This window comes from Plantactinospora sp. B5E13 (genome assembly GCF_039871775.1).
GTDB lineage: Bacteria > Actinomycetota > Actinomycetes > Mycobacteriales > Micromonosporaceae > Plantactinospora.
Map to the genome: position 1 here is coordinate 20618 of NZ_JBDPLT010000060.1, position 11802 is coordinate 32419.

The following is an 11802-nucleotide window of genomic DNA, read 5'->3' on the forward strand; positions in this document are numbered from 1 at the left end:
CCGGCGCCCCCGTTCAACGGTCCCGATCGGCGGCGGGCCCGGGGGTCGCCTCGGCCGGGGAATCGGCGTTGTTGTCGGTCGGCGAGTCGACGTTGTCAGCCGGCGAGTCGACGGTGCTCCCGCCGCCGGCCGGGCCGGTCTCGGCCGGGCGGTCCGCGCCAGCCGGTCCGTCGGCACCGGCGCGCGTTTCGGCGCCGGCCGGTGCGGCGGCGGTGGCGGTCTCCGGACCGTCGGTGCCGCCGGTGTTGTCGTCACCGTCCGGTCCGTCCGCCTCTGGCGGGGCCTCGCCGGTCCGTTGGTAGTGCGTGAACTGCTCCTCGGTCACCACCCGGTAGCCGCTCGGCGCGACCGCGGTGGCCTGGCGGGTACGCGAGACGTCCACCTGGGAGACGTCCCCGCCGGTCGCCGGGACCGGTTCGGTGGCGACGTCGACCGGAATCACGAACTCCTGGGGGCCCCGGACCCGGACGAAGTAGACCAACGCGCCGAGGAAGACCAGGAGAGCGGTCCAGACGTTGAGCCGCAGCCCGAGGATGTGGTTCGCCTCGTCGGTCCGCATCATCTCGATCCAGAACCGGCCGGCGGTGTAGCCCATCACGTAGAGGGCGAAGGCCCGGCCCCGGCCGAATTTGAATTTCCGGTCGAGGGCGTAGACCAGACCGGCGACGCCGACGTTCCAGATCGCCTCGTAGAGGAACGTCGGGTGGAACAGCCCGGGTTCGAGCACCGGGTTGCCGCTGTCGTCGCGGAGCGCGTGCCCGGGGTTCGCCGGGTCCATCCGGTGGACCTCGAGCCCCCAGGGCAGGGACGTCGGGCCGCCGAAGAGTTCGTTGTTGAACCAGTTGCCGACCCGGCCGACCGCCTGGGCCAGCGGAAGCCCCGGCGCCAGCGCGTCGGCCACCAGGGTCAGCGGGAGGCCGAGTTGCCGGACGGCCAGCCAGGCGCCGACCGCGCCGCCGGCCACCGCCCCCCAGATGCCGAGGCCGCCCTGCCAGATGTAGAGGGCCCGGATCGGCTCGCCACCCTCGCCGAAGTAGTCCCCGGGAGAGGTGATCACGTGGTAGATCCGGGCGCCGACGATGCCGAACGGCACCGCCCAGACCGCGATGTCGAGGACCGCCCAGGGAGCGACGCCACGGCGGCGCAGTCGCAGCTCCGTCACCACGGAGGCGACCACGATGCCGAGCACGATGCAGAGCGCGTACGCCCGGACCGGCACCGGCCCGAGCTGCCACACGGCGGTGGCGGGACTGGGCAGGGCCGCCTGAGGAGTTAGCGAGGCGAGGGTCACGGGTGCACAGGCTACCGTCGTCACCCCGGTCGGCGGCACCCCGGTCCGGTTGGCAACCGGTGGCGAACTGAGTCTGGTTTGCCCCACCCTGCACGGATCAGGCCCGGAAGACCCGAAACCTAATGGGACCCACGAGCCAGAACCGGGACACGAACCGGGCGTGCCCCGGGGTGGGGCCGGGTGCCCCGCGACGGGATCAAGCCTGACCGCCCAGAGCGGGGCACCCGGCCCCACCCCACCCGGCTCAGGCGGCGGAAACCGCCCGTACACCCTCGGCGAGCTCGGCGCTGAGCGTCCGCAGGGCGGCCAGGCCCGCCGCCTGGTCCGGCGCGTCCAGCAGGGTACGGATCAACGCACTACCGACGATCACGCCGTCGGCGTACCGGCCGACCTCGGCGGCCTGTGCCCCGGTGCCGACGCCCAGACCGACCCCGACCGGCAGGTCGGTGACCTGCCGAACCCGGCCGACCAGCCTCGGGGCGGCGTCCGAGGTGCGTTCCCGAGCGCCGGTGACGCCCATCAGCGCGGTGGCGTAGACGAAGCCCCGGCAGTGCGCCACGGTCATCGCCAGCCGTTCGTCGGTCGACGACGGGGCGACCAGGAAGGTCCGGTCCAGCCCGTACGCGTCGGAGGCGGCCAGCCACTCGGCCGCCTCCTCCGGGATCAGGTCCGGGGTGATCAGCCCGGTGCCGCCGGCGTTGGCGAGGTCCCGGGCGAAGGAGTCGACGCCGTACCGCTCGATCGGGTTCCAGTAGGTCATGGTGACCACCGGAGCTCCGGTGGCGGCGACCGTCTCGATGATCCGCAGCGCGTCGGCGACCCGTACGCCGCCAGCCAGGGCGATGTCGCTGGCCCGCTGGATGACCGGACCGTCCATCACCGGGTCGGAGTACGGGATCTCCAGTTCGATCACGTCGACGCCGGCCTCGACCATCGCGGTCATCGCGGCGATGCTGCCCGGCACGGTCGGGAAGCCGGCCGGCATGCAACCGATCAGCAGGGCCCTGCCCTCCGCGCTGGCCTTGCCGAAGGCGACCGCGATGCTCCGCTCCGCCGGGGTGCCCTGCGATTGTGGCGCCGTCACCGCGCCCGCAACGTCGCCCATCACGACTGCTCCCCGTCGAGGATGCCGAAGTACGCCCCGGCGGTGTGCACGTCCTTGTCACCCCGGCCGGAAAGGTTGACCACGATGGTGGGCTCGCGGCCCAGCTCGGCGGTGAGCGCCGGGATGATCCGCAGCGTGCCGGCGAGCGCGTGGGAACTCTCGATCGCCGGGATGATCCCCTCGGTCCGGCAGAGCAGCTGGAAGGCGTCCATCGCCTCGGCGTCGGTGACCGGCTCGTACCGGGCCCGGCCGAGGTCGTTGAGCCAGGCGTGCTCGGGTCCGACGCCCGGGTAGTCGAGTCCGGCGGAGATCGAGTGTGACTCGATCGTCTGTCCATCCTCGTCCTGCAGCACGTAGGTCCGGGTGCCGTGCAGCACGCCGGAGGAGCCGCCGGTGATGCTGGCCGCGTGCCGGTCGGTCTCCACCCCGTCGCCGCCGGCCTCGAAGCCGTAGAGCCGGACCTCGTCGTCGGGGACGAAGGCGTGGAAGATGCCGAGCGCGTTGGAGCCACCGCCGACGCAGGCGGTGACCGCGTCCGGCAGTCCGCCGGTCAGCTCCAGGCACTGCTGGCGGGCCTCGACCCCGATGCCGCGAACGAACTCCCGGACCATGGCCGGGAACGGGTGCGGCCCGGCGACGGTGCCGATCAGGTAGTGGGTCTGGTCGACGTTGGCGACCCAGTCCCGCATCGCCTCGTTCATCGCGTCCTTGAGGGTGCGGGAGCCGGCGGTGACCGGGACCACGGTGGCGCCGAGCATCCGCATCCGGGCGACGTTCAGTGCCTGCCGCTGGGTGTCCACCTCACCCATGTAGACCACGCACTCCAGGTCGAGGTACGCGGCCGCGGTGGCGCTGGCCACCCCGTGCTGCCCGGCGCCGGTCTCGGCGATCACCCGGGGCTTGCCCATCCGCTTGGTGAGCAGCGCCTGGCCGAGGACGTTGCGGACCTTGTGCGCCCCGGTGTGGTTGAGGTCCTCCCGCTTGAGCAGGATCCGGGCCCCGACCCGCTCGGAGAGCCGTTCGGCCCGGTAGAGCAGGGACGGGGTGCCGGCGTACTCGCGCAGCAACCGATCGAACTCGGCCTGGAAGGTCGGGTCGGCCAGCGCCTCCCGGTACGCCACGTCCAGCTCGTCGAGCGCGGCGACCAGCGCCTCGGGGACGAACCGGCCGCCGTACCGGCCGAAGTGGCCGGCGGCGTCGGGCACCGGGGTACCGGTGGTCAGGGACGGCGCGGTCATGCCGACCTCCTCGTGCTCATCGCACCGGGCGGGGCGTGGCGGGGTGGTTGCCGGCGTTGACCAGCTCGGCCACCGCCTCCCGGGGGCTCTTCTGGGTGACCAGTCCCTCACCGACCAGTACGGCGTCGGCACCGGCCGAGGCGTACCGGATCAGGTCGTGCGGACCGCGTACCCCGGACTCGGCGATCTTGACGACGCTGTTCGGCAGTCCGGGCGCGATCCGTTCGAAGACCGACCGGTCGACCTCGAGGGTACGCAGGTTGCGGGCGTTCACCCCGATGACCTGGGCCCCGGCCTCCAGCGCCCGGTCGGCCTCCTCCTCGTCGTGCACCTCGACGAGCGCGGTCATGCCGAGCGACTCGATCCGTTCGAGGAGCCCGACCAGCACGTTCTGCTCCAGGGCAGCGACGATCAACAGGACCAGGTCGGCACCGTGTGCCCGGGCCTCGTGCACCTGGTAGCTGGAGACGACGAAGTCCTTCCGCAGCACCGGGATCTTCACCGCGGCCCGGACCGCCGCCAGGTCCGCCAGGGACCCGCCGAACCACCGGCCCTCGGTCAGCACACTGATGCAGCGGGCCCCGCCGGCGGCGTAGTCGCCGGCCAGGTCCGCCGGATCCGCGATCTCGGCGAGCTGCCCCTTCGACGGCGACGACCGCTTCACCTCGGCGATCACCGCCACGCCGGGCCGGCGCAGCGCCGCGTACGCGTCGAGCGGCGGTGGGGCCGCTGCGGCGAGCTGCTTCACCTGCTCCAGCGGGACCTGTTGCTGCCGGCGCTCGAGATCCTCCCGGACTCCCGCGAGGATCTCGTCGAGGACATTGGCGGACGCGGCCGGCGCGGCGTCGCCCCCCTCCGCGTGCGGATGCTCAGCAGTCACCAACGGACTCCCCTCTCCGGGTGTCATGCGCCGATGCTAGGCGGCGCCACGGGGCGGACGCCGTCGGGGGTATGGCGTGCTTCACGAGATGGCCTGGGGCATAATGCCGGACCTTTGTGAGCAGAAGATCACGCTCCGCCATCGTCGAACCGGCCGTTCCCGAGTGATGGCGGCCGATTCTCACCCGCTGTGACGCAACTCAATCGAGCAGGGACCGCTCGGGACGGTCCGTCCGGTAGACCATGGAAGGGCGACGCCGCGGATGCCCATGGACGGAACCGTTGATCTCGGGGTGACCCGGCGGAAACACCACATCGGCACCATCAACCTCGGGCACACTGGTCGCGGGGCGCCGTCGGCCAGTCGGATCGATCGTCGTACGGGGAAGACATGAGCGTGACGAAACCGGGCTCGACCATCGACCTGATCAGCATTCCGCGGACCGTTCTCTCGGTCGCCGTCACGATGGTGCAGAGCGTGGAACGGGCGATGGTGGGCGAGACCCGGATCCGGACCTCCCGGGGCAACGCCTGGGAGGCGATCTGCGCCGACCGGGAACGGGCACACCGGCGGGCCGAGGTCGCGGCGCTGGTGGCCGCGCTCGCCGCCACGCCGCCCGCCCGGAGCGACCGGGCCGCCGAGCGACGCGGGTGGCGGCAGCCGGTCAGCTGACCGTCGGGTCCTCACCCCGGTCGAGCGCGTCCCAGGCAGCGGTGGTCCGCCGGCCCTCCAGCCGGCCGGGTGCCTCCGGGGCCGGTCCGACCTTCGCCGGTCCGCCGCCCCGGCCGGCCCGCTCGTAACGGGCCCCCATCACCGGCCAGCCCGCACCGCGTACCGCGGTGACCACACCGGCGGCGGTGGCGAGCAGGCCGCCGACGGCGCAGAGCACCGGCCAGCCGACCGAGATCCCGTCCGACGTGGGACCGAACCCGCCGTATCCCCCGCCGGCCACCAGACCGGCACCGACCAGAGCCAGCAGCACGCCGACCAGCCGGCGACCGAGGCCACGGGTGGCGAGGACCGCGCCGGCGGCGGCCAGCCCGACCAGGGCCAGCGCCGGCAGCCAGGGCAGCAGGTCACCGCCGGTGCGCACGGTCCGGATCGGCGGCAGGGGCGCCGGCCGTGGGGTGAGTTCGACCCCCCAGGTCCGGGTCGCCGCGAAGACCGCCAGGCCGGCTCCGAGCAGGCAGAGCAGGACCGCGTACGTCAGCGCGCGCCGGCCGGCCCGCTCCGGTCCGCCACCGGTGTCGGCGCTGCCGGTGCCGGCCTCGCTGATGCTGGTACCGCTGGTGGTGCCGGTGGTCTGGGCGGCGGCGGAATCGGTACCGCTGGCCTGGGCGGCGGCGGGATCGGTGCCGCCCATCGGGCCGCTCACCGGGCCGACCGGAGTGTCTCGGCGGCGGCGATCGCGGCCAGCACGGCGGCCGCCTTGCTCCGGGTCTCCCGCTCCTCGGCGGCCGGGTCGGAGTCGGCGACGATCCCCGCACCGGCCTGCACGTACGCCCGGCCGGCGCGGAACAGCGCGGTCCGGATCGCGATCGCCATGTCCAGGTCACCGCCGAACCCGAAGTAGCCGACGGTGCCGCCGTACAGGCCGCGCCGTACCGGCTCCAACTCCTCGATGATCTCCATTGCCCGTACCTTGGGCGCGCCGGAGAGGGTGCCGGCCGGGAAGGTCGCGGCCAGCGCGTCGAAGGCGGTCCGGTCCTCGCGCAGCGTGCCGACGACCGTGGAGACGATGTGCATCACGTGGCTGTACCGCTCGATGGTGGCGAACTCCGGCACCTCGACGGTGCCCGGTCGGCAGACCCGGCCGAGGTCGTTGCGGCCCAGGTCGACGAGCATGACGTGCTCGGAGCGCTCCTTCGGGTCGCTGATCAGCTCGGTGGCGAGCCGGCCGTCGTCGGCCGGGTCGACGCCCCGGGGCCGGGTACCGGCGATCGGGTGCAGCATCGCCCGCCGCTCCCCGTCCTCGCCGATGGTGACCTTGACGTGCGCCTCGGGTGAGGAGCCGACGATGTCGAAGTCGTCGAAGCGCAGCAGGTACATGTACGGGCTCGGGTTGGTGGCCCGCAGCACCCGGTAGACGTCGAGCGGGTCGGCCTCGGTCTGCCGCTCGAAACGCTGGGACAGCACGATCTGGAAGCACTCACCGGCCCGGATCGCCTCCTTGGCGACCTCGACCGCCTTCGGAAACTCACCCGCCGGCGTACGGCTGACCACCTCGCCCACCGCCGGCCGGTCGACCATGGAGATCATCGGCGGGTTGGGCCGGGACAGTGCGGTGGTCATCGCGTCCAGCCGCCCGACCGCCTGGTGGTAGGCGGCCGTCACCTGGGCGGCCCGGTCCGGCGGCACGTCGCCGGTCGGGACCCGGCCGGCGGGGTCCGGGGCGGGCGCGGCCGGCGACGGGTCGGCCGTCGTCGGGTCGGCCGTCGTCGGGTCGGCCGTCGTCGGGTCGGCCGTCGTCGGGTCGGCCGTCGTCGGGTCGGCCGTCGTCGGGTCGGCCGTCGTCGGGTCGGTCGGCGGCAGGACGGCGTTCGCGACCAGGATCGCCGAGCCGTCGAAGTGGTCCAGCACCACCAGGTCGGTGGCGAGCATCATGCCCAGTTCGGGCACGCCCAGCTCGTCCTCGGTCAGCGAGGGCAGCCGCTCGATCCGGCGTACCACGTCGTAGCCGAGGTAGCCGACCATGCCGCCGGTCAGCGGGGGCAACGGGCCGGTGCCACCGGTGGGCGTGGTCGGCCCGGTCAGCGCCGTGACGGTGGCCCGGAGCACCGCCATCGGGTCACCGTCGGTCGGCACCCCCTGCGGCGGCGTACCCAGCCAGTGGGCGCGGCCGTCCCGCTCGACCAGGGTGGCGCCGCTGCGTACGCCGACGAACGAGTAGCGCGACCAGGCGATGCCGGCGGCTCCGGCGCCCTGCTCGGCCGACTCGAGCAGGAACGTGCCGGGTCCACCGGCCAGTTTGCGGTAGACCCCGACCGGGGTCTCGCCGTCGGCGAGCAGCCGGCGGACCACCGGCACCACCCGCCGGGTCCGGGCCAGTTCGTGGAAGGTCGCCTCGTCCGGGCTCACCGCTCCGGTGGTCATCGGGTCACCGTCCCAGGTGTGGTCATCGGGTCGGGCCGGCCGGTGTGGCCGCGGTCACCGGCAACTCGTCGGCGAAGCAGGTCCGGTTGCCGGTGTGACAGGCCGCACCCACCTGCTCGACGCTGACCAGCACCGCGTCCCCGTCGCAGTCCAGGGCGACCGTGCGCACGTACTGGTGGTGGCCGGAGGTGTCGCCCTTGACCCAGTACTCCCGCCGGCTGCGGGACCAGTAGGTGGCCCGGCCGGTGGTGAGGGTGCGGTGCAGCGCCTCGTCGTCCATCCAGGCGACCATCAGCACCTCGCCCGAGTCGTGGGCCCGGACCACCGCGGTGACCAGGCCGTCGGGGTTGCGGCGCAGCCGGGCCGCGATCGCCGGGTCGAGCGCGGACGGTCGCGCGGGGCCGTCCGGCACCGGTCCGGGAGCGGTTACCGGGACCGCCGGGGAGAGTTCGGGTACGCGCACAGTTCCTGATTGTTCCGCACGGGGCCCCGGTGCCGTCCACCCGTCCCGCCCCGGGGTGGGCGCCGAGGGCTCGGTCGAGGCCAACTGGTGGACGTACCGGTCGAGCCGGCCGTCCCGGAGCGCGTCCGCCAACTCCGTCCCGATCATCGGGACCAGCTCGTCGGCGTACGGGCGGGCCAGCTCGACCGCGCCGACGACCAGCCGGCCCGCGGCGGCCCGCAGCCGGGGCAGGCTGGTCGTGGTGTCCAGCCCGAGGCAGGTCACCATGTCGGCGCGGTAGCCGACGGGCGCGACGGGCAGGTCGAGCGCGGCGCTGAGCGCGGCCCGCCGGCTGGCGACGGTGACCGTCGGGTTGGCGAGCCGGACGACGGAGGGGCAGCGCCGGGCCAGCTCGGCGGCGGCGAACCGGGCGCCGAACTCGTCAGCGGTGGCACAGGCCGCGCTCACCTTGCCCAGCGCGGCGACGACGTCCTCGAGTTCCGGGACGCCCGGGCGCTGCCGGATCTCGGTACGGGCGACGGACGATCGCCAGTCATCGCTTGCCCAGAGTAACCGTGTGGGCGCGACGACCGGCAGTCCGAAGGACCACTCGGCGGGCTGGTCGAGGCGCTCGAGCCAGGAGAGGACGTCCCGGACGGCGACCGAGAGATGGATCAACCGGTCGCCGGCCTCGACGAGGAAGGCCGGGTGCGCGACGTACGGCCCGCCGCTGACCAGCACATCGATGTCCACGTCGCTGTACGGCGTGGCGGTGCCCCGGGCGTGGCTGCCCCGGAGCAGTACGCCCACCACGGGCGGGCCGGACAACCGGCGCAGCCGATCCGTCCAGTCGTCCAGGAAGCCGAGTTGTAGTAACGGAACGTGATCCACGGCGTCATCGTGCCCCAGCCAGGGATCATGAAGCAACGCCCGATCGTGCGCTCACTGGGTGTTTCGAGTCTAATGTCTGAGAAATCGCTTTGATTGCTCCGGATACCGTTCCCCGGCGACCGCCGCCGGCGGCACCGACGCGGTGAGCCTGGCGAGTTGGTCCGGCGAGAGGGTGAGTTCGCCCGCCGCCACGTTCTCCTCCAGATACCGGACCCGCTTCGTACCGGGAATCGGCAGGACGTCGTCGCCCTGGGCGAGCAACCAGGCCAACGCACGGGTCTGGTCGCCGCGCCGAGCCAGCTCGGCGTACCGCCGCATGTCGCGGACCGGCATCCCGGTCCGCCGCAGCCGGGTGAGCAGCGTCAGCCTGCGCATGTCGGCGCCGGTGTAGCGCCGCCGTCCCGCCGAGTCGCGCCCGACCGGCTCGACCAGGCCCTCCTGCTCGTACCAGCGAAGGGTGTACGCGGTGAGCCCGACCTCGGCGGCGGCCGCGCCAACCGTCAGGGTCGTCTCGTCAGCAGTGCTCGTCACCGGGCCAGCCTCCCAGTTCGCGTGCACTCGAAGTCAAGCCCGGACCGACGGGGCCAGCCCGGATTGTGGGGGGCCGAAAATTCAACTACCGTTGATTTCAACAACCGTTGAGATCTAGGAAGGAGGATCCATGGACAACGCGATCGAGGTCCGCGACCTCGTCGTACGCCGGGGCGGGCGACCCGTGCTGCACGGGATCAGCTGCGCGATCCCCCGCGGCAGCGTCACCGGCCTGCTCGGGCCGAGCGGCAGCGGAAAGACCACCCTGTTACGTGCCCTGGTCGGCGTGCAGGTGGTGACCGGTGGCACGGTCACCGTGCTGGGCGAGCCGGCCGGTGTCCCCCGGCTACGGCACCGGGTCGGCTACCTGACCCAGGCGCCGAGCGTCTACCCCGACCTGACGGTCCGGGAGAACGCCCGCTACTTCGCCCGCCTACACGGTCTCGGCGCCGCCGAGGCGGACCGGGCGGTCCGCGACGTCGGGCTGGCCGGGGCTGCCGGTCAGCTCGTCGGCACCCTCTCCGGCGGCCAGCGCAGCCGGGCCTCGCTGGCGTGTGCCCTGGTCGGCCGCCCGGAGCTGTTGATCCTCGACGAACCCACGGTGGGCCAGGACCCGGTGCTCCGGGCCGAGCTGTGGCAGATGTTCCGGGCGATGGCCGCCGAGGGCCGCACCCTGCTGGTCTCCAGCCACGTGATGGACGAGGCGGCCCGTTGTGACCGGCTGCTGCTGATCCGCGACGGCCGACTGATCGCCGACGACACTCTGGCGACGGTCCGCGCCACCGCCGGCACCGACGACCTCGAGGCGGCGTTCCTGCAGCTGATCAGGGCGAACGAGACGGTGCCGGCCGAGGTCGGGGAGAGTGTCCGATGAGTCTGCCCATCCTCGCCGCCACCACCGGGCGGATCCTGCGGCAACTGCGACACGACCGGCGGACGATCGCCCTGCTGGTCGTGGTGCCCACGCTGCTGCTGACCCTGCTGTACTTCATGCTCGCGGACCAGCCCGCCCCGCCGGGCCAGCCCGGGACCTTCGACCGGATCGCCCTGGTCATGCTCGGGGTCTTCCCGTTTGTGGTGATGTTCCTGGTGACCAGCATCGCGATGCTGCGGGAGCGTACCTCCGGCACCCTCGAACGGCTGCTCACCACGCCACTGGGCAAACTCGACCTGCTGTTCGGGTATGGTCTCGCATTCGGGCTGGCCGCCGCGGTGCAGGCAGGTCTGGCCACCGCGGCGGTGTACTGGCTGTTCGGCCTGGACACCGCCGGCAGTCCCGGCCTGGTGGTGCTGATCGCGGTGGTCAACGCCGTACTCGGGGTCGCGCTCGGGCTGCTCTGCAGTGCCTTCGCGCAGACCGAGTTCCAGGCCGTACAGTTCATGCCGGTCGTGGTGGTGCCGCAGCTCCTGCTCTGCGGGCTCTTCGTCCCCCGCGACCAGATGGCGGGTTGGCTGGAGGCGGCCAGCGACGTGCTGCCGCTGTCGTACGCGGTCCAGGCCCTGCAGGAGGTCGGCCGCTACGCCGAACCGACCACCATCATGTGGCGTGACCTGGCCGTGGTGGTCGGGGCGACGATCATCGCCCTGGCGCTCGGCGCGGCCACGCTGCGCCGCCGCACCGGCTGAGGCCGGGGCGGGAAGGACCCGAGCACGAGGACGGCGATGGCACGACGGAGCGGACGGCGACCCGGCAACCCTGACACCCGGGAGGCGATCCTCGCTGCTGCCCGGGACACCTTCGCCGAACGCGGCTTCGACGGCGCCTCGATCCGCGCGATCGCGACCAGCGCCGGGGTCGACCCGGCGCTGGTCCACCACTACTTCGGCACCAAGGAGCAGCTCTTCCGGGCGACCATCAACATCCCGTTCGACCCGGACGAGCTGATCCCGCAGATCGCCGCCGGAGACGTGACCCGGGCCGGGGAGCGGCTGATCCGGACGTTCCTGCGGGTCTGGGACTCGCCCGCCGGCACGGCCGGAGCCGCGCTGATGCGGTCGGCGGTGAACAACGAGTGGACCGCCCGCCTGCTACGCGAGTTCGTGGTCACCCAGATCTTCCGCCGGGCGACCAGCCTGCTCGAGATCGACCCCGCCGAGGCTCCGCTGCGGACATCGCTGGTCGGCTCCCAACTGGTCGGCCTGGCCATGGCCCGCTACATCCTCAGGCTGGAACCGCTCGCCTCGGCCTCGCCGGATGTCGTCGTCGCCGCCATCGCCCCGACCGTGCAGCGCTACCTCACCGGCGACCTCTCCGGACCGGCCGGGGACGTCGCAGGAACGTTCCCGGGCCACTCCGGGGCGGCCTGACCGGCGACCGACGGGCCCGGCCGG

The 11802-nt window shown here is 73.1% G+C and carries 12 protein-coding genes and 1 pseudogene; 4 read left to right on the plus strand and 9 right to left on the minus strand.

The window, feature by feature from the left end; translation table 11 throughout:
* Positions 1-13: 13 nt before the first annotated feature.
* The 4 genes from lgt to trpC form a co-directional block, all read right to left on the minus strand.
* Positions 14-1291, minus strand: a complete 1278-nt coding sequence (gene lgt / locus ABGB05_RS32990; protein WP_347657876.1) for a prolipoprotein diacylglyceryl transferase — start codon at positions 1289-1291, stop codon at positions 14-16.
* 244 nt (positions 1292-1535) lie between these two features.
* Positions 1536-2396: a tryptophan synthase subunit alpha gene (gene trpA / locus ABGB05_RS32995; protein ID WP_347657877.1), complete on the minus strand. Its 861-nt coding sequence runs from the start codon at positions 2394-2396 to the stop codon at positions 1536-1538.
* A complete protein-coding gene (gene trpB / locus ABGB05_RS33000) occupies positions 2396-3634 on the minus strand; it encodes a tryptophan synthase subunit beta (RefSeq protein ID WP_347657878.1) in 1239 nt (412 codons plus the stop codon). The genes trpA and trpB overlap by 1 nt, the downstream gene beginning before the upstream one ends.
* A 16-nt stretch (positions 3635-3650) precedes the next feature.
* Entirely contained in the window at positions 3651-4514 is an 864-nt protein-coding gene (trpC, locus tag ABGB05_RS33005; protein ID WP_347657879.1) for an indole-3-glycerol phosphate synthase TrpC, read from the minus strand.
* A gap of 390 nt (positions 4515-4904) precedes the next feature.
* Here trpC and ABGB05_RS33010 point away from each other — a divergent pair, with 390 nt between their 5' ends.
* Positions 4905-5186, plus strand: coding sequence for a hypothetical protein (locus ABGB05_RS33010; protein WP_347657880.1), 282 nt, complete (start codon positions 4905-4907; stop codon positions 5184-5186).
* Here the strand turns inward: ABGB05_RS33010 and ABGB05_RS33015 are convergent.
* The 5 genes and pseudogenes from ABGB05_RS33015 to ABGB05_RS33035 all read right to left on the minus strand — a co-directional run bounded on the left by ABGB05_RS33015 (position 5179) and on the right by ABGB05_RS33035 (position 9471).
* Positions 5179-5889, minus strand: a complete 711-nt coding sequence (locus ABGB05_RS33015) for a Trp biosynthesis-associated membrane protein (protein WP_347657881.1) — start codon at positions 5887-5889, stop codon at positions 5179-5181. The two genes, ABGB05_RS33010 and ABGB05_RS33015, sit on opposite strands and share 8 nt — an antisense overlap.
* Complete coding sequence (locus ABGB05_RS33020) at positions 5886-7607, minus strand: anthranilate synthase component I (RefSeq protein ID WP_347657882.1); 1722 nt, start codon at positions 7605-7607, stop codon at positions 5886-5888. Before ABGB05_RS33020 ends, ABGB05_RS33015 begins: the two co-directional genes overlap by 4 nt.
* A 22-nt stretch (positions 7608-7629) precedes the next feature.
* Positions 7630-8019 carry a phosphoribosyl-AMP cyclohydrolase gene (hisI, locus tag ABGB05_RS33025; protein ID WP_347657904.1) on the minus strand — a complete coding sequence of 130 codons (390 nt, stop codon included), beginning with the start codon at positions 8017-8019 and terminating at the stop codon, positions 7630-7632.
* 231 nt (positions 8020-8250) lie between these two features.
* Positions 8251-8940, minus strand: a pseudogene (locus ABGB05_RS33030) (nucleotidyltransferase domain-containing protein); the annotation flags it as partial.
* Between the two features lie 69 nt (positions 8941-9009).
* Positions 9010-9471, minus strand: coding sequence for an aldo/keto reductase (locus ABGB05_RS33035; RefSeq protein ID WP_347657883.1), 462 nt, complete (start codon positions 9469-9471; stop codon positions 9010-9012).
* Positions 9472-9601: 130 nt separating this feature from the next.
* Here ABGB05_RS33035 and ABGB05_RS33040 point away from each other — a divergent pair, with 130 nt between their 5' ends.
* Genes ABGB05_RS33040 through ABGB05_RS33050 form a run of 3 tightly spaced genes read left to right on the plus strand, consistent with a single transcriptional unit; the run spans position 9602 to position 11778 of the window.
* Positions 9602-10345: an ABC transporter ATP-binding protein gene (locus ABGB05_RS33040; RefSeq protein WP_347657884.1), complete on the plus strand. Its 744-nt coding sequence runs from the start codon at positions 9602-9604 to the stop codon at positions 10343-10345.
* Entirely contained in the window at positions 10342-11097 is a 756-nt protein-coding gene (locus ABGB05_RS33045) for an ABC transporter permease (RefSeq protein WP_347657885.1), read from the plus strand. Before ABGB05_RS33040 ends, ABGB05_RS33045 begins: the two co-directional genes overlap by 4 nt.
* A 36-nt stretch (positions 11098-11133) precedes the next feature.
* On the plus strand, positions 11134-11778 hold the full coding sequence (locus tag ABGB05_RS33050) for a TetR family transcriptional regulator (RefSeq protein WP_347657886.1): 645 nt from the start codon (positions 11134-11136) through the stop codon (positions 11776-11778).
* The last annotated feature ends 24 nt before the right edge of the window (positions 11779-11802 follow it).